Here is a 24,700-nt window from a genome sequence, read left to right as displayed (position 1 = left end):
AGGACCAATTATGGGATCACGGCGAAGGCAACCAGGGCATCCCGCGTTGCGGCGGCTATGGCGCCGACAAGACGCGGTCTGACGGTGACGACGGCAGCACGCTGGCGTTCTCCTCGAGCCATGCGCGGCGGCAGTTCTACGACTTGGCGCTGAAGGCCAAGGCGCCGATCGCCGAGGAGGCGCTGCGCCAAATCGCCGCACTCTACGCCATCGAGGCCGAGATCCGTGGCACATTGCCCGAGCAGCGCTTCGCCGAGCGCCGTTCGCGCAGTCGCCCGCTCGTCGGGGATCTGTTCGCCTGGTTCGAGGTGATGCAGGCGAAGCTGCTGTCGTGCAGCACGATGGCGGATGCCATCCGCTACGCGCTGAACCGTCGCGACGGCCTGGTGCGGTTCCTGGACGACGGCCGGATAGAGCTCGACAACAACACCGTCGAGCGCGCCGCCAGGTCCGTGGCGCTCGGCCGCAAGAACGCGCTGTTGGCCTCGGGCGACGATGGCGGGGCGAGATGGGCGGCTGTGGCCTCGCTGGTCGAGACCTGCAAGCTGAACGGCGTCGACCCGCAGCGCTACTTCACCGACGTGCTGAACCGCCTCGTCAACGGCTGGCCCAACAGCAGCATCGATGAGCTCATGCCCTGGTGCTGGGCGGACCCGACAAGGCCTGACCGTCACGCCTACGCGCCAGGGTCCTCGCGCTGCGCTTACGGTCCTGTCGGCACGAGCAGTCCACGCCGGCTGGTTGCCCAGCTACGCCGGATTGGTCCTATTCGCGACGCCCGATCTACGCCGGATTGGTCCTGTCAGGCCGGGTTATCCACGCCGGATTGGTCCTGCATACTCATAAGAGATACTAGATTCTCCTATAGGGGCGCCGCCTTGCCCTCGCAGCCCTGACGGCAAAGGCGACTGCTCATGAAGGATCTAGTTCGTAGGGCGAGATCGCCATGCCGCAGGAACAAGGGCTTGCGGCCCGACCTTCGCGCAAACAGGACCAATCCGGCGTAAGTGCCAGACGCCGACGCTAGACTTCCCGGCTACGCCGGCGCAGCGACGGCCGGGCGCCGAAGTCGTTGGGGTGGACACCAACCCCGAAGGCGGCCAAGGCCTGACTGAGCACCCCCCTTCTGGGTGAAACCTTTGTCCTTCGCCACCCGGGCGATCGCCCGCAGCGTGCTCTCGCGATAGCGGTGCGAGAGGACAGCGTTCACCTCAAGGTCGATGTCGGCGCTTGCACGGGGCGCCTGGGGCGTCGGGGCGCTTGGGGGCAGTGTGACTACCGCCCCCGGGTCAGGCCGCCCCTGGGGCGGTTCCTGGGGCATCCCCTTCCCCTCCCCAGCTGCCATCCCGCGCAGTCTAGAGCGTGATCGGCTTACACTGAAGCGTATCCGGCATGGGCGAAGTAATTGGCGCACTCGGTTGGTGAGAACTCGCCAAGCAACGAGCCAATGCGATGCCAGACGGCAGCGATTGAGCGCTCGTCGGCCTTGCGGAGCAGGGTCTTGAGCTTGGCGAACATCATCTCGATCGGGTTTAGGTCGGGGCTGTAGGGCGGCAGGAAGAGCAGGTGAGCCCCTGCGGCGCAGATGGCGCGGCGGACGGCGATGCCCTTGTGGCTGCCCAGGTTGTCGAGCACGACGATGTCACCTGGCTTGAGCGTAGGGACGAGGAATTGCTGGACCCAGGCGAGGAAGATCACACCGTTAATAGGGCCATCGACGACGCAGGGCGCCTCGATCCGATCAGACCGCAGCGCGGCAAGGAAGGTCATGGTCTTCCAGTGGCCGTGCGGAACGCGGGCCACCAGGCGCTGGCCAAGGGGGGGCGCGGCCATGGGTTCGGGTCATGTTGGTCTTGGCCCAGGTCTCGTCCACGAAGACGAGGCGCGAGGCGGGAAAGCGGCTCTGGTGGCGGCGCCAGCGGTCGCGCTTGGCGGCGACGTCGGGCCTATGCTGCTCGGCGGCGTGCAAGCTTTTTTTTGAAGGTGAGCCCCTCGGCAGCGAGGAACGCCCATACCGCGCCGTAGCTCGCAACCATGCCACGCTCGGCGAGCTCCGCCTGCAGGGCGCGCAAGGTCAGGTCGGGGGCTGCAGCGACGCGCGCCAGCAGCCAGTCACGTTCCGGCAGCAGGACCGGGCGCCGACGGGCGCCGGGTGGACGTGGCGCCGTGCTGCCGGTCGCGCGGTGCAACTGCGACCAGCGCACAACGCTCGCCACGCTGACCGAAAAGGTCTTCGCTGCCGCCCGGCAACTCGCCCCATCAGCAAGCGCCGCCACCACACGGTCGCGCAGATCAGTCGACAACGCTCTCGTCATGGGCTGCTGGCCTCCGCCCAGCCAGCAGCTTGAATCAGAAATCAGCCCCAGCCGGAATCCCCAACCCGATTCCGTCTATGACGATCACGCTCTAGCAGGCGGCGCGATTGGGGTTATCCGCCGGAGGACCTGGATGGCCTCATTGGGGCTCACCTAGTCTCCGCGTGACGTGCACCTTTTGGTCATGCGCCCCTCTTCTGCTGCTGCTGGTGAATCGATGGGAGACGACCCAACGATTGGTTCGTCGTGGTCGGCATCATCAGTTGGCTATTCGTGCTCTCGCCGAACCGCCTACGGCTGGAAACGGCTGCCGCGGCGATTGGGAATGGTCGGACACTGGCTCAGAGCCATGGCGAGGCGCGGCATTTTCCGACGCAGACCAGGGCTTCATCGACACCTACCTGCAGGCCCCAAGGCGTCGAACCAGATGCCGTTCGCCTCCTGCGGCACAAGGCGCGCCGCCAACGCTGGCTCATGTTCTTCCGCCCAGATCCGCTTCAGCGATCGCGCATCGGACCTGGTCGCCGTCGCGATCGCCGCCACCCACCCCAGCGGGATGCGCTTGGCATCGCGGCCGTCGAGAAGGGCCGCGGGAACCCCAGCAGCACCAGCAACCGCTGATACGGCCAGCCCCGCGTCAGCGATACGGCGGATGATCTCGCGATTGAACGCGCCCGCCGGCGCCGGAGACCGATGCAGTAGGAAGGGCATCGTCTGATCGGCATCCCGGTCGAACTCGGCCGCCGCCACGGCACGTTCGGCCAGCATCATTCTGGTTCCCCTCGGCCACTTGTATCGTCGATGCCACTGGCCAGGACTGGAACGCCGAACGCCAGCAGAGCCTGCGTAATCAACTGGCGAGGCGTCGTGCCGCGCTGCCGCGCAACGGCATGGATCGCGTCGTGTGATCCTGCGCTGCAGCGATAGAGAATGGCGTGTCGACGGGCGTCGTTACCCGGCAAACTACGATCTGCTTCAGACTCCGCAGGCGCTTGGCGCACCATTGGCTGAAGCACGGCAAGAACGCGCAAAGTGGCACCGGCTCTGCCATCGAGCTTTATGCCATCGTGTTCTGCCTGGTGGGGTGGTGCTTCGTCGTTCCGCATGGTCGGGGTGTTCCTTCATCGCTGACCCCGACGATCGGGGATGAAGAGACTATAGCGAGTGCAGCATAACCGGCCCCAAGCCAAATCGCTATCTCCGATTTGCGAACTTCGCTTTACTCAGCGCTGAACTATCGAAGTCCTATCGTGCGTTGCGGCGTATGACCCTGATGCCGCCACGTCCTGAACGAGGGCTGATGCACCCTTGGAGAGGGCGTAGGATTTCCCGGGAGTGCAGTGCGTCAGAAGCGCGGCCGCAGGTCCATCACCGCTTGCGGGAGCGTGATCTTCTCGATGGCATCCTGCGCCGTCTTCAGCTCGACGGATCCATACCGCTCATCAACGCTGCGCGGACTATGGCCGATGATATGGCTCGAAACGCTGTCAGTGACGCCCGCTGAACGCAGCAGTGTCTTGAGGCTATGCCGGAAGCTGTGAAAGCCTAGCCCGGGGCGAGTCTTCAGTCCGACTCGCACCAGATACCGCTCGCTCATCCACTTGCTGAGGCCCGCACCGTGATCACCTGCGATGGGCTTTGGCACATCGGGCAGAAGCAGCGGCAAGGCCTTACGCTTGCTCGCCAACTCGACCACGCCCATCGCGATCAGCCTCGAATGAACTGGAACTAGCCGCTTCGAGCTGTCGGTCTTCAGCGACTTGCCCTGGTCTTCGTTGAAGTCGAAGACCAGGATACCGTCGCGTTCATGCACATCGCATGGGCGCAGCTGGGCGATCTCGCCGATGCGGGCGCCGGTCATGAGCGCGATGACCGGCGCCCAGAAGCGCCAGTCATTCACCAGGAACGACCCAGGATCATAGGGCCGCTCCGCGCTCTTGGCCCCGGCGAAGACGGTGCCGCGGAACAGCGTTTCAATTTCGTGGCTGCGGAACTCCTTCTCCAACTTCTTCCGCCGGGCAGTCTTAATCACCGCCTTCTCCGCGAACGGGTTCACCGTCACATGGCCGGCCATCCGCTCATGCTCGAAGAGGTTCTTCAAAGAGCCGAGATACGACTTGATGCTACCGGGGTGCAGGGGCTCCAGCTTCAGCTCCTTCGCCTTCCGCGCCTTCTCGAAGAGGTCGAGACCCGCAAGGTCAGGGCGGCGTCGATGGTGAGGCGGCAACGAAACCAACGCCGACCAGATCCTGCCGGACTCGACGGTGCCGATCTCGGCGATGAGTTTGGCGGCGCCGAACGCTTCGACCAGGATCCTCAAATCCCCTTCCGCGTCGGTGACCTGCTTCTCCTTGATCCCAGCCTGCCGCCGGTGAGCGAGGTAGTCGTCGATGGCGCTCTGCACCGTGCGGCTAGGCGCGGATGACTTTGGCGCGCCCACCTGCGGTGCATCGACGCCGACTGCGGGGAGAACCGTCGGCGCGACGTCGGGGTTGTCGCGGCCTTCGACCAGCATGGGCGGGAGGCGATCCACCTCGCCGTCGGTCCAGGCGATCTTGCTTTCCTGGAGCTGCCCAAAGGCTTCCATCACCGCCTTCGCCACGATGGCGACCTCGCGCGACTTCAGCGGCGTGGCCGCGCCGTCCTGGACGAGGAGCCGCTCGGCCGCCTCCGTCATGCGGCTGAAGTCGTGGCGCCGATATTCCTCCTGGGCGGCCTCCAGAGCCAACTCGGCGTCGCGGCCGAAAAGACGGCGGTGCTCGTCCCTTGCATCGCTCACCGACAGCGCGCCGTCCCCGAGGCCAACGCTGAAGCCACCAGCGTCAAGACGCGCCCACTCGCGCGCGATTTCTTCCTCGAGCCACCTGACGGCCAGCGCCTTCAGCTCCTCGGCTGACCGGGCACGATTTCGGCTCATCAGTTGCCAAATCTGTGGGAGACGGAGAGCGATGCGGGACGCGACTGCGCGCGCCTTGATGCCGTCCGAAGTGCCGAGGGTGCGGACCAGCTCACGACGGCCGAGGCCTTGGACCAGGCTCTGGGGCACGCGCAGGCGGAAGTAGTATCGTCCATCACGGACCTGGATATAGCTCGGACACAGTGATGCCATGTGGTGAGCCCTGTGTAGCAGGGGTCACCGCCGGCATGCGCTAAGCCATTGGGGAATATACAGCGGTGGTGGAGGTGAGCGGGATCGAACCGCTGACCTCGTCATTGCGAACGACGCGCTCTACCAACTGAGCTACACCCCCGCACCGCAGGGCGCGGTTTATCGTCGGGCGATGGGCAGGTGTCAAGCGGGGGTCTTGCGCCTTGTTCGGTAACCCCTGGCCCACTAGGTTCCGGCCGCAACACCAGGGGTGCGATGATGCTGCTCGATGCCGTGTTCTTCCTCCTCAGGGCGGGGCTCGACCTTTTCTGGTGGGCCGTGATCCTGGCGGCCATCGTGCAGACGCTGCTGGCCTTCAACGTCCTCGATGGCCGGAACCGCATCGTCTGGACGATCGCGGATTTCCTCTACCGGGTGACGGAACCGGCCCTGCGACCGGTGCGGGGCAAGCTGCCGAATCTCGGCGGGATCGATCTGTCCCCGTTGGTGGTGCTGCTGCTGATCACGGCCGCGCAGATCGCGCTGGGCGCCATCCAGGGCTACCTGCTGCGGGGCGGCCTCTACTTCTGACGTGAACCCGCCATGGCGCCTCCGCGTCGATGGCGTGGATCTGGCGGTGAAGGCGCAGCCGCGGGCGAAGCGGCCCGCGGTGGGCGGGCTTTCGCCGGACGGCGCCGCCATCCGCGTGGCGGTGGCGGAGGTGGCGGAAGATGGTCGCGCCAATCGCGCCATCGGCCAGGCCCTGGCCCGGGTGCTCGGCGTCGCGCCCTCCGCGGTGGGCTTGCTGCAAGGGGGCGGGTCGCGCCAGAAGGTGTTCCGCATCGCCGGCGATCCGGCGGAACTGGTCCCGAAACTGGAAAAGCTCATCGCATGACGGCCCGCATCATCGACGGCAAGGCGGTTGCCGCCGGACTTCGCCAGCGCATTGCTGCCCGGGTGGCCGGCCTCGGCTACCGCCCCGGGCTGCGGGTGGTGCGGGTGGGGGATGACCCGGCATCGGGCGTCTATGTCCGCAACAAGGACAAGGCGGCGAAGGAGGTGGGCTTCGACAGTGCCACCATCGCCCTGCCGGCGGAGACGACGGAGGCAGAGCTGCTGGCGGTGGTCGCGCAGCTGAATGCCGACCCGGCGGTGGATGGCATCCTGGTGCAGCTCCCCCTGCCGCCGCAGATCCGCGCGGAGGTGGTGATTTCCGCCGTCGCGCCGGAGAAGGATGCGGACGGTTTCCATCCCCTCAATGCCGGGCGGCTGGCCTCCGGCCAGGCGGGGCTGGTGCCCTGCACGCCGAAGGGCGTGATGCACCTGCTGGCGGCCTCGGGCGCCGTCCTGCCTGGGGCGCGGGCCGTGGTGCTGGGGCGGTCCAACATCGTCGGCCGGCCGATGGCCCAACTCCTTCTTGCCGCCGATTGCACCGTCACCATCGTGCATTCGCGCACCCGTGACCTGCCGGCGGAATGCCGGCGGGCGGAAATCCTGGTGGCCGCGGTCGGGCGGGCGGAGATGGTGCGCGGCGACTGGATCGCGGAAGGCGCCACCGTCATCGATGTCGGCATCAACCGCCTGGCGGATGGCCGGCTGGTGGGCGACGTCGCCTATGCCGAAGCCGCCGCGCGGGCCGAGGCCATCAGCCCCGTGCCCGGCGGGGTCGGCCCGATGACGATCGCCTGCCTGCTGGAGAACACGCTGGACGCGGCGATCGCCAGAAGGGCGCCAAGGGGGGGATAGCCCGTGGGGCGGGGCGGCTGGCTGATCGGCGGCAGCTTCGTCGCGATATGGGCCTCGGCCTTCACGGTCGCCGGGGTGGTGGTGCGGGAATGGCCGCCGCTCTGGGCGCTCGGCATCCGCTTCGCGCTCACGGCGCCGATCCTGCTGGCCATCGCGGTGGCGATGCGCGGGCGGATACCCTCGGCCGCCGATGCGGGGCGGATCGCGGCGCTCGGCCTGTTCGGCATGGGCGGCTACCTCGCCTGCGCCTGGCTGGCCATGGCGCGCATCCCGACCGGGTTGGTGGCTCTGATCTGCGCCACAACGCCCCTGCTGGTCGCGGCCGGGGAGAGCCTGTTCTTGCGCCGTCCCCTGCCCCGCCTGGCCTGGATCGGCTTGGCCCTCGGCTGGGCGGGCGTGGCGTTGCTGGGGCTGCTGCGGGCGCTGGATGGGCTGGATGGGGCGGAGGCCGCGGGCATCGCCCTGGCCATCGCCGCCGCGGCCGGGCAGGCCGTGGGGCTGCTGATCTTCGCCCCCGCCAAGGGGCGGGTGGATATGTGGTCGGCAAGCCTCGGCCAGACCACCGTCTCCGCCCTGCTCTGCCTCAGCCTCGCCGTCATGCTGGAAGTCGGGCCGCCGGGGATGCCGCGGGCCGGCACCCTGGCGGCGCTGCTCTGGTCCATGCTGGTCGTCGGCATTGGGGCCTATGCGCTGTATTTCATCATGCTGAAGCGGGTGCCGACCTCCACCGCCTCCGCCCTGCAATTGCTGGCGCCGCCGGTCGCCGCAGTGTTCGGCTGGGCCCTGCTGGGGGAGAGGCTGTTCTTGAGCGACATCGTCGGCGGCGTACTGACGCTATCCGGACTGGCCCTGCTGTTGCATGCGCGGTCGCGTGGCTGATGCGGAAGGACCGAATGGCATGACCGACCAGACCCCCGACATCGTCGCGACCTCCACCCGCATCGCCTACGAGAATCGCTGGATGCGGGTGCGGGAGGATGCGATCCGCCGCCGAGACGGCTCCCCCGGCCTCTATGGCGTGGTGGAGAAGGACGACTTCACCCTGGTGGTGCCGATCCATGACGACGGCGCGGTGGAGCTGGTGCAGCAGTACCGCTACCCCGTGGGCGAAAGGCTCTGGGAATTCCCCATGGGCATGTGGGGGCCGCGCGGCACGGACCCGCTGGTGGTGGCGGCGCATGAATTGCGGGAGGAGACCGGCCTGGTCGCCGCCAGCCTCGTCCAGGTCGGCCGGATGTACGAAGCACCCGGCACGATGAACCAGGGCGCGCATATTGTGCTGGCCACCGGCCTGGCGCGGGGCGAGGCCACGCCGGAGACGGAGGAGCAGGACCTCATCAGCCGCCGCATCCCGCGCGCCGAATTCGAGCGCATGCTCCGCGATGGCGAGATCCGGGACGCGATCACCGTCGCCGCCTGGGGGCTGCTGCTGGTGAAGGGGTTGGTCAAGCCTTGACCGGCCAGGCCAGCACCGGCCCGGCTTCCAGCGTGCCGCCCGTGGCGGCCTCCAGCAGGTCCATGGCGCGTTCGGACGGGGCGATGCCGTCGGGCAGCGTCACCACCAGCGCCACCGCGCCATCCCGCTTCTCCGCCGCCAGGGCGATCCGCGCGCCCTGCGCCAGCAGCGGCACCGCATCCTGCACCAGGGCCAGCAGGGCCAGGTCCAGCCGGGCGCGGTCCAGCGCGACCTCCGGCAGGCCATCGGCCACCGCCACATCCACCCCGTGCCGCGCGCCGGCCGCCACGGCCAGCAGCGGCAGCACCTGCCGCAGCGCCTGGGCCAGGGAGGCGCGGGTGGGCTCCTCCACCGGGCGCCGCGCGGCATCGAGGAAGCCGCGCATCGTCGCGTCCAGCCGCTTCGATGCCTCGATGCAGCGGTCCAACTGCCGGCGCGGCGCGCCATCCGCGACGCTGCGGCCAAGCAGTTCCAGGTTGGAGGCCAGCACCATCATCGCGTTGTTGATGTCATGCTGCACGGCGGGCGCGATGCGGCGCAGCCGGTCATGGCGCTGCGTGGTCAGGTCGTCAGGCAAGGCCGGTCACTCCTTCATCCGCCACCGGGCGGGTTCGGCGGCTCCGATTGGGCGAGTCCCTCCAGGATGTCCCGGAACAACCGGGCGGGCAGTGTGCCGCCAGCCACATCAACCATCGGGGACCCGTCATCGTTGCCGAGCCAGATGCCGATGACGAGTCCCGCGCCCGAACCGGGCGCGAGACCGACGAACCAGGCATCCCGGAAATCCTGGGTCGTGCCCGTCTTGCCCGCCACCGCGCGGCCGCCCGGCGGCTGGGCGGTGCGGCCGGTGCCGCGCGCCACCACCGCTTCCAGCATCCGTCGCATCGCCTGCGCGGCTTCCGGCGTGGTGACGCGGTGGGAGGCCGGGGGCGCCACCGGCACGGCCCGGCCATCGGCGCGGGCGCTGGCGAGGCCCCGCGGGTCCGGCAGCAGCCCGCCATTGGCGAAGGGGGCATAGGCGGCGGTCAGGTCCAGCAGCGTCACCTCCCCGGTGCCGAGCGCGATGGTGGCGTCCCGCTGGAAGGGGCCGGGCAGGCCGAAGCGGCGTGCTGTCTCGATCGCCGCCCGCGCGCCGCCGCCGCGTTGCAGCACCCGGACGGCGGCGGTGTTGACGGAATGGGCCAGCGCCTCCTCCAGCGTGATCTCGCCGCGGGGGCGCCAGGCGCCATTGCCGGGGGACCAGCCGCCCAGCGTCAGCGGGCCATCGGCCACCGGGTCCTGGGCCGAAGCGCCGGCCTCCAGCGCCGTCAGGAACACGAAGGGCTTGAAGGCGGAGCCAGGCTGGCGGCGCGCCTGGGTCGCCCGGTTGAACTGGGTGCTGCGATAGTCACGCCCGCCGGCCATGGCGCGGATGTTGCCGGTCGCGGCCTCCATCGCCACCACCGCCCCCTGCCCCACCCGGGCGCGCTGCCCTGGCCCCGCCAGCAGCGCCTCCAGCCGCGCCTCCACCACCGCCTGCATCCGCAAATCGAGCGTTGTGCGCAGGACCAGATCAGCATTGCCGGGGAAGCGGCTGCCGAGGTCATCCATCACCCAATCCGCGAACCAGCCGGAATCGCGGGACGGGCGCGGCGGGATGCGGATCGCCTCCGCCGCCTGCGTCGCCTGGCGGGCGGTGATCACGCCGGTATCGGCCATGGCGTCCAGCACCTCCGCCGCCCGGCCCGCCGCGGCTTCGGGCGCCGAACGGGGATTGAGGCGCGATGGCGCCTTGGGCAGACCGGCCAGGATGGCGGATTGCCAGAGGTTCAGCCGCGACGCCGGCACGCCGAAATAGAGCCGCGCCGCCGCATCCACCCCATAGGCGCCGGCGCCGAGATAGACGCGGTTGAGATAGATCTCGAGAAGCTCGTCCTTGCTGAACTTCCATTCCAGCCACAGCGCCATGACGGCTTCCTGCGCCTTGCGCCGGAAGCTCCGTTCCGGCGTCAGGAACAGGTTCTTCGCGAGTTGTTGCGTCAGCGTCGATCCGCCCTGGGCGACGCGGCCGGTGGTGAAGTTCACATAGGCGGCGCGGGCGATGCCGATGGGGTCGATACCGAAATGGTCCCGGAAGCGGCGGTCCTCGATGGCGATCACCGCGGCGGGCAGATGCGCGGGCAGGTCCCGCAGCCGAACGATGTCCCCCACCACGTCGCCGGAGGTGGCGATGATCCGGCCATCGGTGGCTTCCAGCGTCACGCCTGCGCGGCGCGTCGTGGTCAGCGCCAGGTCCGTGCGCGGCAGGTCCCAGGTCAGGAAGACCAGCAGCCCGGCCAGGGCGACGCCGCCCCAGATGGTCAGCAGCACCAGCCAGCGCAGCCACCGCCAGGCACGGCGGGGGCGCTTCGGCGGCGCCGGCGGGGCGGGGCGCCGGGCGGTGGCCCGAGGGCTGGCAGGCGGTTCCGGCTTGCGGGCGATTCGGGCCATCCGCGTCCGCTGTAGCATGGCCGCCCCCCGGCACCCCAGCGGCGCAGGCATTCCTTGCCTTTCAATGACGGAACGTCCATTTGCGATCGTGATGGCAGCCCGCAGAAGGCTGCCCGCCTCATCGAACAGGGACCTCCTCCATGACCGATCTTTCGCGGCGCGCGGCGCTGCGCCTTGCCGCGGCCGGCAGCCTGGCCGGCCTCGCCACCCCCGCTCTGGCGCAGGAATGGACGCCGCCCGGCCCGGTGCGGCTGATCAACCCCTTCGCCCCGGGCGGCAGCCCGGACATCCTGGCCCGCGTCATGGCGCCCCATATGCAGGGCTTCCTCGGCCAGCCCATGATCGTGGAGAACCGCCCCGGCGCGGGCGCGGCCGTCGGCACGCGCAGCGTGGCGCGCGCCGCGGCGGATGGCACGACGGTGCTGCTGGCGCCCATCTCCTCCGTCATCGCGCCCTTCATGATGCGCGACCCCGGCTATGATCTGGGCGAGTTCAAGGCCCTGACCTGGCTGGCGACGACGCCCTTCATCCTGGTGGTGCGCAGCGGGCGCTGGGCGGATGTGCGCGAATTCGACCGCCACCTGAAGGCCAATCCCGGCCGGCTGTCCGGCGCCACCGGCGGTTCCGGCACGCCGCACCAGCTGGCGGCGGAGCTGTATCGCGGCGCCAGCGGGGGCGACTTCACGCTGGTCAGCTACCGCGGCACCGCGCCGGCGCTGACGGACCTCCGCGCCGGAGTCGTGGACTTCATGTTCGCGGACATGCCGGCCGCCCTCGGCCAGATCCGCCAGGGCGGGCTCCAGGCGCTGGCGGTCTGCACGCCCGCGCGCGTGCCGGCACTGCCGGACGTGCCGACCATGGCGGAAACCGTGGCCCCGGGCTTCGAGGCGAATAGCTGGGTGATGTGGTGGGTGCCCGCCGCAACGCCGGACCCGGTGGCGCGCCGCCTGGCCGCCGCCGCCGCGCATGGCCTGGCGCAGCCCGATGTCCGCGCCCGCGCAGCGGAGGTGGGCTTCCTGCTCCAGGGCACGGACATGGCGGGGGCGGAGGCGCATAAGCGATCCGAGACCGAGAAGTGGGGCGCCCTGATCCGCGCCCGCGGCCTGCGCTTCGAGGAAGGCTGATCCCGGCGGGGCGGTGAGGCGAGGGGGCAGGAAGCGGGCGATCCAGGCTTTCCGGCGGTGCCGGCTCAAGCCATCGCGCCGCTACGCGAGGATCGTGTGTTCCAGCAGGATCTTCACGCCGAGCAGCACCAGCGCCACGCCGCCCAGCGCCTCCGCCACCCGGCCGAAGCGGCCGCCGAGCCAGCGGCCGACCAGCATGCCGACCGTCGCCATCACCGCCGTCGCCAGGCCGATCGCCGCCGCCGCCACGGTGATGTCCACGTCGAGGAAGGCGAGCGTCACGCCGACCGCCATGGCGTCCAGGCTGGTGCCGATGGCGGTGGCCAGCAGCAGCGCCGTGCCGTGCCGGCGCGGCCGCTCCACCGGGCCCTCGGCCGGCTGCGCCGCGCCCCAGAGCATCCGGCCACCGACCAGGCCCAGGATGACAAAGGCCAGCCAATGATCCACCGCGGCCACATGCGCGCTGGCCGCCATGCCGAGCGCCCAGCCGATCACCGGCGTCACGGCCTCCACCGCCCCGAAGACCAGGCCGGTCCGCAGCGCTTCCCCGAATCGGGGGCGATCCAGCGCCGCACCCTTGCCGATGGCGGCGGCGAAGGCATCGACGGACATGCTGATGGCCAGGGCGAGGGTGGTCATCGGCGACATGGTCGGGCACTCCCCTCGCATTGAGGGGCGGCAACTAGCGACACATGCACAGCTATTCAAGTGTCGATGTCTAGCCCGCCAGGATCATCCCCGAGGCCTTCTGCGCCACCGCCAGCACCGTCGCGTTGATGTTGCAGACGGGAATGTCCGGAAAGACGGAGGCATCCACCACCCGCAACCCGGCCACGCCGCGCAGCCGCAATTGCGGGTCGAGCGGTGCGCCAGACCCCTCGCCGCCCATCCGGACGGTGCAGGAGGGGTGGTAGACGGTCCCGCCCGTCTCCGCCGCGAAGGCCGCCAGTTCATCATCCGATTGCAGCGCCGCGCCGGGGCGCAGCTCCCCGGCCACGATGCCCCGCAGCGGCTCCGCCGCCATCCAGCGCCGGGCCAGGCGGATGCCGCGCACGACCGCGGCGCGGTCCTCCGGCGCCGTCAGGAAGCGCGGCGCGATGACGGGCGCCCGCGCCGGATCGGGCGAGGCCAGCGTCACGCTGCCGCGCGACAGCGGCCGGCACTGCCAGGCACCGAGCGTCAGCCCCGGCTCCGGGTCCGGCACGCCGATCCGCCCCTCGGCCCAGGAGACGGGGCCGCCATTGAGCTGGATGTCCGGCGCCTCCAGCCCCGGCAGGGTCCTGGCGAAGACACCGACCATGCCGGGCGACCACGTCAGCACCCCGTCGCCGCGCAACGCCCAGCGCGCGAGTTCCAGCGCCAGCCGCGGCCAGGCGATGCGGCGATTGGCGGACCAGCGATGGTCCGTCAGCCGCCAGGTCATGCGGGCGATGTAGTGATCCTGCAGGTTTTGGCCGATGCCGGGGATGTCCCTGACGATCTCGACCCCGTGATCCCGCAGATGGTCGGCGGGGCCGAGGCCGGAGAGCATCAGCAGGTGCGGCGAGCCGATGGCGCCCGCGCTCAGGATCACCTCCCGCCGCGCCGCGACGATGGTCTCCACGCCGCCGCGCCGGATGGCGACGCCCGTGGCGCGGCCGTCCTGGATCACGATCCGCAGGGCGAGCGCGTTGTCGAACAGCGCCACGCCGCGCGCCAGCGCAGGCCGCAGGAAGGCACTGGCCGCGGAATGCCGCCGCCGCCCGCGCCGGGTCTGCTGGAACGTGGAAAATCCCTCCCGCACCGGGCCGTTCATGTCGCGCGGCGTGGGCAGGCCGATGGCGGCGGCGGCATCGCGCAGCTTCGCGACCAAAGGCGGCATCTCCGCCAGATGCTCGACGGATAGCTGGCCGTCCCGGCCGCGATGGGGGCCCTGCTCCTCCGCCCGTTCATAGGCGGCGAAATGCGGCGCGAGGTCCGCCCAGGACCAGCCCGCGCAACCCTTCTGCGCCCAGAGGTCATAGTCGCTGGGATCGCCCCAGACATGACCGAGCCCGTTGATGCTGGACGAGCCCCCCAGCACCCGCCCGCGCGGATAATCCAGCGCCCGGTTGCCCGTCGCCGCATCGGGCGCGGTGCTGAAGCCCCAGGTCAGGGTAGGATGGGTCAGGATGCGGGCATAGCCGGCGGGGATGTGCAGCCAGGGGTGACGGTCCCGCCCCCCGGCCTCGATCACCGCGACCGTCGCGCCGCCGGCGGAGAGCCTGTCGGCGAGGAGGCAGCCGGCGCTGCCGGCACCGACCACGACGACATCAAACATCGCGGTGATATGGGGAAGGCGCTGCCTTCCCCATGCCCCATCCGCCAGGGGCGTGACGCCCCTGGACCGTCGGCAGTGGAACAACCCTCACGCGCCGACGCCGGGCACGGGGCCGACCTCCCGCGCCACGCTCAGCAGCAGGCGGCGCAGCCAGGCATGGCCGGGATCAGCCTCGAAGCGGCGATGGAAGACCAGGCTCAGCCGCGTATGGTTCAACTCGACCGGGCAGGGCCGCAACACCAGGCCATAGGTCTCCGCCAGCCGCTGCGCGAGGCGGCCGGACAGCGACATCACCATGTCCGTCCGCATCAGGATCTCCGGCACCGCACCGAGATGCGCGACCACGGCACCCAGCCGGCGCGGATAGCCGGCCTCCGTCAGCGGCCCATCCAGCGCCCCATCGCGCGACCCGTTGGCGGAATGCAGCAGATGCGGGAAGGCGGTGAAACGCTCCAGCGTCATCGGCCCTTCCGCCAGCGGATGGCCGGGCCGCACCAGGGTGAGAAATCCCTCCGGCAGCAGGCGCACACGGGTGTAGAGCGCCGGCGGTTCCGGCAGCACGGCGATCGCGAGCTCCGCTGTCCCGGCATCCAGGATTTCCATCGCATTGGTGCGATCGGCATGCCGTACCGCGACCAGCGCGCGGGGCGCGTCCTTGGCCATCAACTCCAGCAGCGGCGGCACCAACACGCTTTCGGCATATTCGCTGAGCGCCAGGGTGAAGACGCGATCCGTGGTCGCGGGGTCGAAGGGCGCATGGTCCGCCAGCGTGGTGCGCAGCGTGTCCAGCACCTGCGCCACCGGGCCCTCCAGCGAGAGCGCCAGCGCCGTGGGCTCCACGCCGCCGGGGCGGCGCAGGAACAATTCATCCTTCAGCGCGGTGCGCAGGCGCGACAGGGCGTTGGAAACGGCGGGCTGGGAGAGATTCAGCTTCTCCGCCGCGCGGGTCACATGCCTCTCCCGCGCCACCGCATCGAAGACGCGCAGCAGGTTCAGGTCGAGGTTCTGGAGGTCCGCCAACTCATCACCCCATCATTCGCGGTGGTGATGATGGGTGTTCCGTACCGCTGTTGGAAGGGAAAGCCGCTCGCGGGCGATACCGCTGGCCATCAGGGGCGCCCACCGCGCCCCGCACAAGACGGAACCACGACGATGTTCACCGACACCCGCACCACCACTCCCTATGCCGCCGCGCTGCTGCGCGTGACTCTGGGCGTGGCCTTCCTGGCCCATGGCCTGCTGCTGAAGATCATGACCTTCGGCCTGGCCGGCACGATGGGTTACTTCGGCTCCATCGGCTATCCGCCGATCCTGGGCGCGGTCGTCGCCATCGCAGAAACCGCGGCGGGCATCGCGCTGATCGCCGGCGTCTGGACGCGCCTGGTCAGCCTGGCCGCGCTGCCGATCATGATCGGCGCCACCATCCAGCATGTGGGCAAGGGCTGGCTGTTCAATGCGCCGGGCGGCGGCTGGGAATTCCCGGCGATGTGGACGGTGCTGCTGCTGGTGCAGGCAGGGCTCGGCGCGGGGGCCTTCGCGCTCGACATCAAAAAGCTGCTGGGCCGCGGCGCGGTCGAAGCGCGCGCCTGAACCGACCGGCATCGTGACCATCATGGCTCCCGGGGATCACGCCCCGGGGGCCTTGATGTCATACAGGGCCCGGGCGTTGTCCGACAGGATGCGGTTGCGCACCGCCTCCTCCGGCGCCCAGTCCAGCATCTGGTCCAGCAGGTCGCCATCATTCGGCATCAGCCTGCCGCGCATGTTCACATGCGGCCAGTCCGACCCCCAGATAAGACGCTCCGGCGCATGCGCCACCAGCGCCTTGGCGAGTGGCGTGACGGAGGGATAGGGGAAGTCCTCCTTCGTGCAGCGCATGGGGCCGGACAGCCGCACCCAGACGCGGCCACTATCCAGCATGCGCAGCATGGTGCGGAAGGCCGGCTGGTCCACGCCGCCCGCCGCCGGCACCGCGCCGAAATGATCCAGCACCACCGGCCCGCGCAGCGCCATCAGCCGATCCGCGAAGTCGCCGAGATCACCCTGCGCGGGATAGAACTGCACCACCCAGCCCAGTTCCGCCGCCATCGCCGCCGCGCGTTCCGACAGATGCGGCAGATGCGCGCCATGCGCCGGGCTGACGAAGCGAAGCCCCCGCACGCCGAGGCCATGCAGCCGCGCCATCTCCGCCTGCGTCGTTTCCGGCGGCAGCAGCGCCACGCCGCGGAAGCGATCGGGGAAGCGCCGCAGCGTGTCCTCGAGATGCTTCGTATCCATGCCGTAGCCACCACCGCTGACGATGATGGCGTGCGACAGGCCGAGCGCGTCCTGCAGCGCGATACTCGTCTCCGGCAGTGCATCCTCCGAGATGTAGCGGCTGCCGGGATCGAAGGGATAATCGGCGGCGGGGCCGAACAGATGCACCTGGCAATCGACGGAGCCCGGCGGGCAGACCAGGCGCGGCTTGCGCGGGTTGGGATCGGGCGGTGGCGTGAGGGGCGGGGACATGAGGCGGCCCTTATTCGGCACGGATGTTGGCGGCGCGGATGACCTCGCGCCATAGCGGGATCTCCCGCGCGATGAGGGCCCGGAATTCGTCGGGCGTATTGCCCACGGGCTCCACGCCCTGCGCGGTCAGGCGCTCCACCACATCCGGCGCGCGCACCGTCGCCCTGGCGGCACGGGACAGCGTCTCGATCGCCTCGGCCGGCGTGCCGGTGGGTGCCAGGATGCCCATCCAGAGGATGCCCTCGAAGCCCGGCAGACCCATCTCCGCCACCGTCGGCACATCCGGCAGCAAAGGCGAGCGCTGCGCGCTGGCGATGGCAAGCACCCTGATGGTGCCGGCCGCGATATGCGCGGCGGAGGTCGCGAGGCTGTCGAGCTTCAGCGCCACGCGCCCCGCCACCAGATCCGTCAGCGCCGGCGCGGCGCCGCGATAGGGGACGTGCAGCACCTCGATCCCCAGGCGCCGGTTCATCAATTCCATCGTGACATGCGGATGGGACCCGATGCCGGCGGAGGAATAGCTGAGCGCGCCGGGGTTCGCCCGCGCATGGGCCACGAATTCAGCGAAATTGGTAAAGGGCGCGCTGCGCGGCGCGATCAGGATCTCCGGGATCTGCGCGACGAGGGAGATGGGGATGAAGTCGCGCTCCGGCTCGAACCCGCTGTTGGGGCTCAGGCTCGGATTGATGGTGTGGTTGGGCGCGTTGAACAGCAGCGTGTAGCCATCCGGCGTCGCGCGCGCCACGCGCTGCGTGCCGACATTGCCGCCGGCGCCAGGGACGCTGTCGATGATGATGCTGGCATTGCCGAGTTGTTCCGCCAGCTTCTGCGCGATGGTGCGCGCGGTCACGTCCACCGTGCCGCCCGGCGGAAAGGGGACGACCAGGCGGATGGGCCGGTTGGGATAGGTGGATTGCGCGCGGGCGCCGAGCCCGAGCGCAAGCCCGGGCGCGGCAAGGCCGAGGGCGAGCAGCCCCCGGCGCCTGGGGTTCAGCATGGCATTCCTCCGTGGCGCGCCACCCTTGCCGGGCGGTCGCTTCAGGGGGGCAGCCTGCGCCCGGGGCGGGGGCGCTACAAGCCGCCGGGGGCGGAGCCCCTGAACGCCTTACGGGGCGGAGCCCCTACAAACCAGTGGAGCCGAAGCCGCCGGCGCCGCGCGCGGAGACAGACGAAAATTCTTCCACGACCTGGAAGCTGGGCCGCAGCACGGGCACGAAGACCATCTGCGCGAAACGCTCGCCGGGTTCCAGCACGATCGGCTCGCTGCCCGGGCCGTTGCGGTTCCAGCAGCTGACCATGATGGGGCCCATGTAGTCGGGGTCGATCAGGCCGACGAGGTTGCCCAGCACCAGGCCGCGCTTGTGCCCCATGCCGGATCGTGGCAGCACCAGCGCCGCCATCCCCGCATCCGCCATGTGCACCGCGATGCCGGAGGAGACGAGCACGGGCGCCGCGCCCGGCATGATGGTCAGCGGCGCATCGAGGCAGGCCATGAGGTCCACCGCCGCGGCCATCTCGCTCTGGTAGCGCGGCAGGCCCCATTGGGCGAGCCGTGCATCCAGCACCTTCAGTTCCACATCCATCCGTCAGGCTTCCCGCGCAAACGGCCGCGCCGCGCGGCCCGTGGCGCCTTATGGCAGACGGCGCCCCGGGCCTCCATCGGCGCTGGGCCCCGCGGCAGCCATCGCATGCTGGCCCCCAGCCTCCTCACCCCCGGTCTCCGGATGCAGGGCGGTGCCGACCGGCACGGCAGGCGCGAGCGCGAAGCTGCCCTTCTCCTCCTGCGGCGGCGCGGGGCGCTGGCGCATCCGCCACAGGCCCCAGGCCAGCACCAGCGCCTGCGCGGCGGCCATGGCGAAGGCGAGCCCCTGCGCGCCCGCGGCCGACATGGCGGCGCCGGCGATGATCGGCCCCAGCGTCGCGCCCAGCCCCTGCAGCACCAGCAGCCCCCCGGCGGCGGAGACGTAGTCGCCGGGAGAGACGGTGTCGTTCACATGCGCGGCGACGATGCCGTAGGTCGGCATCACGCTGGCGCCGAAGATGGCGGCGCACACACAGATCAGGGGCAGGCCCGAACCCTCCGGCACCAGATTCACCAGCAGCGGCACCACCACGGCGGCCACGCCGGCCATGGAAACGGCGACGATGCGCCGGTCGATGCGGTCGGACAGCCTTCCCATCGGCCAGGACATCAGGAAGCCGCCCAGCGTGGCACTCGCCATGACGAAGGCGATGCCGCTGCCCGCCATGCCGCCATTGGCCAGCAGCAGCGGCGCCAGCGCGAAGAAACTGGCGGTGGTGAAGCCGCAGAGCGCCGCCGCCACCACGCCGAAGGGCGATCCGCGATAGAGGCGGAGAAGGTCGATCCGCGCCTCCCCCACCGCCTGGCCCGGCGCGCTGGCGCCCGAAACGGCGATCGGCACCAAGGCGAGGGAGATCAGCACCGCCACGATGCAGAAGGCCGTGAAGCCGCCGGCATCGACCAGGGTCAGCAGCAGCTGCCCGCCAATGCCCGCGACCAGCCCCGCCATGCCATAGAGGCCGAGGACGCGGCCGCGATTGACGGCGGTGGCTTCCGCGTTCAGCCAGCTCTCCACCGTCATGAACAGGCCCGCGAAGCAGAAGCCTGTCAGCGCACGCGTCGCGATCCACGCAATCGGATGCATCACGAGCAGGTGCAGCAGCGCGGCGGTGGAGGCGATGGCGGCGAGCGCCGCGAAGGTGCGCGTATGGCCGACACGGCGGATCAGCGAACCCGCGCGCAGCGATCCCACGACGACGCCGCCCCAGAAGGCGGCGCCGACGAAGCCGATGATGGCGGCGTCGAAGCCCTCGATATTGCCGCGGACGCCGAGCAGCGTGCCCTGCAGCGTGTTGCCCATCTGCATGCTGGCATAGCCCAGCAGCAGGGCGGCAAGGGTGGAGACAGTGGTGGCGAAGCCTGGTGCCGTGGTGGCGGTGGAAACCGACATGCGAAAGTCCCGGAAGCCATCAGAAGCCCCCGTAACGCCCGCAGGCGGATCGGTTCCCCGGTCAGGTCACGCGTTCGTAGGCAAGCCCCCGGGCCAGCCAGCACCCCACCGTCACGCCCGCCACCCGTCCGGCACCGTCGCGCCTGAAGGCGAGCGTCCAGTCGCCGGGCGGCGTATGGTCCAGCGCGCGGGGGCAGGGCAGCACCCAGAGATCGGGGCCGACGGGCTCCAGCGCCTCCATCCGGCCCTGGCCCAGGAAGCCGCTGAAGGCGCCGTGCGGCACGCCGCCGGCATCGAGGATGGTCAGCACCGCGTCCAGTTCGGCGCAGCGGTAGTCGCCGGCGATATCGGGCGCCGCATTCCCCGCGCAGGGGCGCAGCAGCGCAACCTGGTTCTCCTGCGGCCGTTCCATGCGCAGGCCGGCTGGCGTCATGGTCAGGCGGGTGCGCCCGTTATCGGCGCTGCCATCCTCCCGCATCTCCAGCCGTTCCGCCGAATGGCCGAAGCGCAGGCGCAGCAGGCCGGGGCCGGCTTCATCGATGCGGACGGACAGCGCGGTCTCCGGGTCCTGGTAGGCGCCGAGCCACGCCGGCATGGGCCAGGCGGCGGCGGTGGGCCGCGCCTCCCCCAGCACCGCCGCCAGCGCGTCCAGCGCCGCGGCATGGGCATCCGAGAGATGGTTGAACACCACCACGACAGAGAGGCGTTCCGCCGCCATATGCAGCCGGTGGCTCCGCCATCCCCGCAGCGCCCCGCCATGCCCCGTCGTCGCGCGGCCGAATTCGCGCCCGCGACCGAGCCCGAAGCCGTAGGGCGCCGCCGCGCCATCGGCGAAGGCGACCGGCACGGAGAGACGGTTGTAGAGCGAAGCGGCATCGTCGCGCGTTGCGTCGATGTGGCGTTCCCAGGCGATCATGTCGTCGAGGCTCGCGCCCATTCCGGCATCGCCGGTCCAGAGGATGCGGTTCTCCGCCGCGCGGAAGCCAGTGGCGACCGATCCCTCATAGCCCTCCGTCCCGTCCGGCATGGCGCGCGTATCGGCGGCGAGCATCGCGCTGTGCATGCCCGCGGGCTGGAAGACGTGGTCGCGCAGCAATTCGGCGAAGCCGCGCCCCGTCACCTCCTCCAACGCGTCGGAGATCAGGCGGAAATTCTGGTTGACGTAGGAATAGCGGGTGCCGGGCGCGAAGTGCAGGGATTGCGTCGCGCCGATGACGCGCCCGGCCTCCACATCCCCGAAAGGCGCCTCCGCCGGGGATCCGTGCAGCATCGCGACGGCCCAATAATCCCGCAGGCCCGACTGGTTGTGCGCGAGGTGCAGGACATCCGGCACCTCGCCCGCCAGACGCGGCAGCCGCGCGCGGATGGCGGCGTTGAGCCGCCCCGGATCGGGCAGCGCCGCCAGCATCGCCGCGCAGGTGAACTGCTTGGTGATGGAGCACATCCGGAACAGGCTGTGCGGCGTGAAGGGGATGCGCCGTTCGGCATTGGCGAAGCCCCAGGCGCGGCGCAGCAGCACCTCGCCCTGGCGCAGCACGGCGATGGCACCGCCCGGGCCGGGGTAGCGGCGCGGCAAGGAAGCGGCCAGCGCGTCCAGCCGCGCGGCCATGTCCTGCGTCATGACGCGATCAGACCGTGCGGTAGGCGCGGTTGAAGTAGAGCAGCGGCGCGGCTTCCGGCAGGGTGTTCACCGCCAGCACCTGGCAGAACAGCACACTATGGGTGCCCACTTCCGTCACCTGCGCGATGCGGCAGTCGAAATTGGCGATGGCCCCCCGCAGCACCGGCGCGCCCGTCACCAGCCTCGTCCATTCGCCCAGCGCGAAGCGGTCCGCCAGCGTGCCGGTGCTGCTGCCGAAGGCGCTGGACAGCGCTTCCTGCCCCGCGGAGAGCGTGTTGACGCAGACCACGCCATTCGCGCGCACCAGCGGCGTGGCGGACCCGGCCCGACGCACGCAGACCAGCAGCGTCGCCGGATCATCCGTCACGCTGGTGACGGCGGAGGCGGTGAACCCGCCCTCCCCGGCCGGGCCGCCGGTGGTGACGAGGTTCACCGCGGCAGCCAGCAGGGCCATGCCGCCACGGAACTGCTTCTGGTCGACGGGGGACAGCGTCTCGATGGCCGGCGCTTCAGACGGCATGAGGGGCAGACCCTTTGCGGGTGAAGGCTGAAAGCATGGGGGAAATCCTCGTTGCGCGTCGCAGATGGGGGCCAGGATACGCCCTGGCGAGCCCCGGTCCATCGTTTGCGTGGTCCGCTACCCGGGCCGTCGCGTCAGCCCAGGGCTTCCGCCACGCGCGCGGCCAGGCGCCTCGCCACCTCTTCCTTCGGCAGGCGCGGCCAATCCTCGACACCCGCCTCGGTCACGAGGTGCACGGCATTCTCCGCGCCGCCCATGACATCGCCGGAGACGTCGTTCGCTACGATCCAGTCGCAGCCCTTGCGCAGGCGCTTGGCGGTGGCGTGTTGCACGACCGTCTCCGTCTCCGCCGCGAAGCCGACCACCAGGCGGGGGCGCAGCGTGGCGTGCTGCGCGACGGTCGCCAGGATGTCCGGGTTCAGCGCCAGGCGGATCTCCGGCGGGGGTGCGCCGGGTTCCTTCTTGATCTTCTGCGTCGGCGCGGCCTCGGGCCGGAAATCCGCGACGGCGGCGGCGAAGATGGCGGCATCGGCGGGCAGCGCGGCCTGCACCGCGGCCAGCATCTCGCGCGCGCTTTCGATCCGCCGCACCGTGACTCCGGCGGGGTCCGGCTGCGCCACGGGTCCGCTGACCAGCGTGACGCGCGCGCCGAGGGCCGCCAGCGCCGCGGCGATGGCATGGCCCTGCTTGCCGCTGCTGCGGTTGGCGATGTAGCGGACAGGATCGATGGCTTCCTGCGTCGGCCCGCTGGTGACGATGACGTGGCGGCCCTTCAGCGGGCCGTCGGCCAGCATCGCCCCGATGGTCGCGGCCAGGGTGGCGGGTTCCACCAGGCGCCCGGGGCCGCTCTCGGGCTCCGCCATCGCGCCTTCCTCCGGCCCCGCCACCGCCACGCCGCGCGCGCGCAGCGCCGCCATATTGGCCTGCGTCGCGGGATGCGCCCACATGGCCGGGTTCATGGCCGGCGCCACCAGCACCGGCGCCCGCGTGGCCAGCAGCACGGTGGAGGCGAGGTCATCCGCCAGGCCGTTCGCCATGCGCGCGATCATGTTGGCCGAGGCCGGCGCCACCACCACCAGATCCGGCCAGCGCGCCAGGCGGATATGACCGATCTCCGCCTCCGCGGCCCAGAGGTCGTCATGCACCCGCGCGCCGGAAATCCCGGCCAGGGCTTCCTTCGTCACGAAGCGGGCGCCGCCGGCGGTGAGGATGGGGGAGACCTCATGCCCCGCCTTCCGCAGCAGGCGCGTCAGTTCCAGCGCCTTGTAGGCGGCGACGCTGCCGGAGACGACCAGGAGGATGCGGGACATCAGCGGGGCTCCGGCGTCGCGTGCGTCGCACGCGCTTCAAGCGTCGCGTGCGTCGCACGCGCTTCAGGGGCGGCGGCGATCATCGTGGCGGTCATGGTGGCGGCCAGCACCTCCCGCCCCGCCGCGTCCCGCGCGAAGACATCGGCGCGGCAGAAGGTCAGCGTGCGGCCGGGCTTCACGACCTCGCCCCGCGCCACGATCGCGACGCCGGCAGCGGGGCGCAGGAAGCTGGTCTTGAACTCCACGCTGAGCACCTCCGCCCCCTCCGGCATCAGGGACAGGGCCGCGAAGCCGCAGGCATTGTCGGCGATCGTCGTCACCACGCCCGCATGGAACAGGCCATGATGCTGCGTCAGATCGTCGCGGAAGGCGCATTCGATGGTGCAGCGGCCCGCGGACAGTTCGACCATCCGCGCATCGAGGTTGCGCATGAATCCCTGCCGCGCGAAGGCGGCACGGACCCGCGCTTCGGCTTCTACAGTCGCCATCCCGTATGGATCGCGACGATCCCGCCCGAGAGGTTGCGGTGCGCCACCCGTTCCAGCCCCGCCGCGCGCATCATCTCGCACAGCGTTTCCTGGTCCGGGAAGCGGCGGATGCTTTCGGCGAGGTATTCGTAGCTGTCCCGGTCATTGGCGACGCGTGCGCCGATCTCCGGCAGCACCTTGAAGGACCAGGTGTCGTAGATGCTCGCCAGCGGCGCGATTTCGACGCGGGAGAATTCCAGGCAGTGGAACCGCCCGCCGGGCCGCAGCACGCGCCGCGCTTCCCGCAGCACGGCGTCCTTGTCCGTGCAATTGCGAAGCCCGAAGGCGATGGAGATCTTCTCCACGCTGCGATCCGGCAGGGGAATGTGTTCGGCATCCACCACGGCGTAGTCGATGCCGTCCACGATGCCGCGGTCCAGCGCCCGCTTCTGGGCGACCTCAAGCATGGCGGGGTTCACATCGGTCAGGATCACCCGCTTCGCGCCGCCAGCCAGCGCGCCGAAGGCGATGTCCCCGGTGCCGCCGGCCAGGTCCAGCAGCGTTTCCCGCTTGGAGGCACCGATGGCGTTGACGAAGATGCGCTTCCAGATCCGGTGGATGCCGAGCGACATCAGGTCGTTCATCAGGTCGTAGCGCGGGGCCACGCTTTCGAACACCTGGCGCACCAGGCTGGCTTTTTGGTCGCGGGGAACCTCCCGGAACCCGAAATCGGTCGTGTCGGTCATCGGCCTACCTTGCAACTTGCGCCCCCTCCCGGCAAGCAAGCGCCCCGCCGTGCCACCAT

At 70.5% G+C, this 24,700-nt stretch carries 24 protein-coding genes, 1 tRNA gene and 2 pseudogenes; 8 read left to right on the top strand and 19 right to left on the bottom strand.

Going from position 1 to position 24,700, the window contains the following annotated elements; all coding sequences use genetic code 11:
- Nucleotides 1–17 precede the first annotated feature (17 nt).
- Nucleotides 18–647: pseudogene (locus BM041_RS01210) on the top strand (IS66 family transposase); the annotation flags it as partial.
- Nucleotides 648–1,371: 724 nt separating this feature from the next.
- On the opposite strand, the pseudogene BM041_RS01205 reads toward BM041_RS01210, so the two are convergent.
- The 5 genes and pseudogenes from BM041_RS01205 to BM041_RS01190 all read right to left on the bottom strand — a co-directional run bounded on the left by BM041_RS01205 (nt 1,372) and on the right by BM041_RS01190 (nt 5,566).
- A pseudogene (locus BM041_RS01205) lies at nt 1,372–2,315 on the bottom strand (IS630 family transposase).
- A gap of 387 nt (nt 2,316–2,702) precedes the next feature.
- Nucleotides 2,703–3,086, bottom strand: a complete 384-nt coding sequence (locus BM041_RS01200) for a hypothetical protein (protein ID WP_092954263.1) — start codon at nt 3,084–3,086, stop codon at nt 2,703–2,705.
- Nucleotides 3,083–3,421 (bottom strand): hypothetical protein, encoded by a 339-nt coding sequence (locus tag BM041_RS29710; RefSeq protein ID WP_139225925.1) that lies wholly within the window; start codon nt 3,419–3,421, stop codon nt 3,083–3,085. The genes BM041_RS01200 and BM041_RS29710 overlap by 4 nt, the downstream gene beginning before the upstream one ends.
- A 239-nt stretch (nt 3,422–3,660) precedes the next feature.
- Nucleotides 3,661–5,424 (bottom strand): DUF6538 domain-containing protein, encoded by a 1,764-nt coding sequence (locus BM041_RS01195; protein ID WP_139225924.1) that lies wholly within the window; start codon nt 5,422–5,424, stop codon nt 3,661–3,663.
- 66 nt (nt 5,425–5,490) lie between these two features.
- Nucleotides 5,491–5,566 (bottom strand) — tRNA-Ala (locus tag BM041_RS01190).
- A gap of 113 nt (nt 5,567–5,679) precedes the next feature.
- On the opposite strand from BM041_RS01190, the gene BM041_RS01185 reads away from it, so the two are divergent.
- From BM041_RS01185 to BM041_RS01165, 5 genes are read left to right on the top strand one after another with little or no spacing between them, the layout of a single operon-like run.
- Nucleotides 5,680–5,994 carry a YggT family protein gene (locus tag BM041_RS01185; protein WP_342713765.1) on the top strand — a complete coding sequence of 105 codons (315 nt, stop codon included), beginning with the start codon at nt 5,680–5,682 and terminating at the stop codon, nt 5,992–5,994.
- Between the two features lies 1 nt (nt 5,995).
- Complete coding sequence (locus BM041_RS01180) at nt 5,996–6,298, top strand: DUF167 domain-containing protein (RefSeq protein WP_092954257.1); 303 nt, start codon at nt 5,996–5,998, stop codon at nt 6,296–6,298.
- Nucleotides 6,295–7,149 (top strand): bifunctional methylenetetrahydrofolate dehydrogenase/methenyltetrahydrofolate cyclohydrolase FolD, encoded by an 855-nt coding sequence (gene folD, locus BM041_RS01175; protein WP_092954254.1) that lies wholly within the window; start codon nt 6,295–6,297, stop codon nt 7,147–7,149. The genes BM041_RS01180 and folD overlap by 4 nt, the downstream gene beginning before the upstream one ends.
- Before the next feature lie 3 nt (nt 7,150–7,152).
- The gene (locus BM041_RS01170; RefSeq protein ID WP_092954251.1) at nt 7,153–8,028 is read left to right on the top strand and encodes a DMT family transporter; all 876 of its coding nucleotides are present in this window, start codon (nt 7,153–7,155) and stop codon (nt 8,026–8,028) included.
- Between the two features lie 19 nt (nt 8,029–8,047).
- The gene (locus BM041_RS01165; protein ID WP_092954248.1) at nt 8,048–8,605 is read left to right on the top strand and encodes an NUDIX domain-containing protein; all 558 of its coding nucleotides are present in this window, start codon (nt 8,048–8,050) and stop codon (nt 8,603–8,605) included.
- Here BM041_RS01165 and BM041_RS01160 read toward each other — a convergent pair.
- The gene (locus tag BM041_RS01160; protein ID WP_092954245.1) at nt 8,595–9,182 is read right to left on the bottom strand and encodes a nitrogen regulation protein NR(II); all 588 of its coding nucleotides are present in this window, start codon (nt 9,180–9,182) and stop codon (nt 8,595–8,597) included. The genes BM041_RS01165 and BM041_RS01160 overlap by 11 nt on opposite strands.
- A 14-nt stretch (nt 9,183–9,196) precedes the next feature.
- Complete coding sequence (locus BM041_RS01155) at nt 9,197–11,092, bottom strand: transglycosylase domain-containing protein (protein ID WP_175533652.1); 1,896 nt, start codon at nt 11,090–11,092, stop codon at nt 9,197–9,199.
- Nucleotides 11,093–11,214: 122 nt separating this feature from the next.
- Between BM041_RS01155 and BM041_RS01150 the strand changes: the two genes are divergently transcribed.
- Nucleotides 11,215–12,198: a Bug family tripartite tricarboxylate transporter substrate binding protein gene (locus BM041_RS01150; protein WP_092954243.1), complete on the top strand. Its 984-nt coding sequence runs from the start codon at nt 11,215–11,217 to the stop codon at nt 12,196–12,198.
- Nucleotides 12,199–12,279: 81 nt separating this feature from the next.
- Here the strand turns inward: BM041_RS01150 and BM041_RS01145 are convergent, their stop codons facing one another.
- From BM041_RS01145 to BM041_RS01135, 3 genes are all read right to left on the bottom strand, one after another.
- Nucleotides 12,280–12,846: a manganese efflux pump MntP gene (locus BM041_RS01145; RefSeq protein WP_092954240.1), complete on the bottom strand. Its 567-nt coding sequence runs from the start codon at nt 12,844–12,846 to the stop codon at nt 12,280–12,282.
- A gap of 70 nt (nt 12,847–12,916) precedes the next feature.
- Entirely contained in the window at nt 12,917–14,497 is a 1,581-nt protein-coding gene (locus BM041_RS01140; RefSeq protein ID WP_092954237.1) for a GMC family oxidoreductase, read from the bottom strand.
- A gap of 87 nt (nt 14,498–14,584) precedes the next feature.
- Nucleotides 14,585–15,517 (bottom strand): LysR family transcriptional regulator, encoded by a 933-nt coding sequence (locus BM041_RS01135; protein ID WP_092954234.1) that lies wholly within the window; start codon nt 15,515–15,517, stop codon nt 14,585–14,587.
- Nucleotides 15,518–15,649: 132 nt separating this feature from the next.
- On the opposite strand from BM041_RS01135, the gene BM041_RS01130 reads away from it, so the two are divergent.
- The gene (locus tag BM041_RS01130) at nt 15,650–16,087 is read left to right on the top strand and encodes a DoxX family protein (RefSeq protein WP_092954231.1); all 438 of its coding nucleotides are present in this window, start codon (nt 15,650–15,652) and stop codon (nt 16,085–16,087) included.
- A 36-nt stretch (nt 16,088–16,123) separates the two neighbouring features.
- On the opposite strand, the gene BM041_RS01125 is transcribed toward BM041_RS01130, so the two are convergent.
- From BM041_RS01125 to BM041_RS01085, 9 genes are all read right to left on the bottom strand, one after another.
- A complete protein-coding gene (locus BM041_RS01125; protein ID WP_092954229.1) occupies nt 16,124–17,005 on the bottom strand; it encodes an amidohydrolase family protein in 882 nt (293 codons plus the stop codon).
- A 10-nt stretch (nt 17,006–17,015) separates the two neighbouring features.
- On the bottom strand, nt 17,016–18,002 hold the full coding sequence (locus BM041_RS01120) for a Bug family tripartite tricarboxylate transporter substrate binding protein (protein ID WP_092954226.1): 987 nt from the start codon (nt 18,000–18,002) through the stop codon (nt 17,016–17,018).
- Between the two features lie 124 nt (nt 18,003–18,126).
- Nucleotides 18,127–18,588: a dUTP diphosphatase gene (gene dut / locus BM041_RS01115; protein WP_092954223.1), complete on the bottom strand. Its 462-nt coding sequence runs from the start codon at nt 18,586–18,588 to the stop codon at nt 18,127–18,129.
- Nucleotides 18,589–18,636: 48 nt separating this feature from the next.
- Nucleotides 18,637–19,977 carry an MFS transporter gene (locus BM041_RS01110; protein ID WP_092954220.1) on the bottom strand — a complete coding sequence of 447 codons (1,341 nt, stop codon included), beginning with the start codon at nt 19,975–19,977 and terminating at the stop codon, nt 18,637–18,639.
- Nucleotides 19,978–20,038: 61 nt separating this feature from the next.
- Nucleotides 20,039–21,598 carry a D-aminopeptidase gene (locus tag BM041_RS01105; protein ID WP_092954218.1) on the bottom strand — a complete coding sequence of 520 codons (1,560 nt, stop codon included), beginning with the start codon at nt 21,596–21,598 and terminating at the stop codon, nt 20,039–20,041.
- 7 nt (nt 21,599–21,605) lie between these two features.
- Nucleotides 21,606–22,118, bottom strand: a complete 513-nt coding sequence (locus tag BM041_RS01100) for a flavin reductase family protein (protein WP_175533651.1) — start codon at nt 22,116–22,118, stop codon at nt 21,606–21,608.
- 134 nt (nt 22,119–22,252) lie between these two features.
- Entirely contained in the window at nt 22,253–23,428 is a 1,176-nt protein-coding gene (gene coaBC / locus BM041_RS01095) for a bifunctional phosphopantothenoylcysteine decarboxylase/phosphopantothenate--cysteine ligase CoaBC (protein ID WP_092954215.1), read from the bottom strand.
- Nucleotides 23,428–23,916 (bottom strand): PaaI family thioesterase, encoded by a 489-nt coding sequence (locus BM041_RS01090; protein WP_092954212.1) that lies wholly within the window; start codon nt 23,914–23,916, stop codon nt 23,428–23,430. The genes coaBC and BM041_RS01090 overlap by 1 nt, the downstream gene beginning before the upstream one ends.
- Nucleotides 23,904–24,641 carry a class I SAM-dependent methyltransferase gene (locus tag BM041_RS01085; RefSeq protein ID WP_092954210.1) on the bottom strand — a complete coding sequence of 246 codons (738 nt, stop codon included), beginning with the start codon at nt 24,639–24,641 and terminating at the stop codon, nt 23,904–23,906. Before BM041_RS01085 ends, BM041_RS01090 begins: the two co-directional genes overlap by 13 nt.
- Nucleotides 24,642–24,700 lie beyond the last annotated feature (59 nt).

Source organism: Falsiroseomonas stagni DSM 19981 (assembly GCF_900114315.1).
Lineage (GTDB): Bacteria > Pseudomonadota > Alphaproteobacteria > Acetobacterales > Acetobacteraceae > Falsiroseomonas > Falsiroseomonas stagni.
Note: the sequence above shows the minus strand (reverse complement) of the source record. Positions and strands in the feature narration are given on the sequence as shown.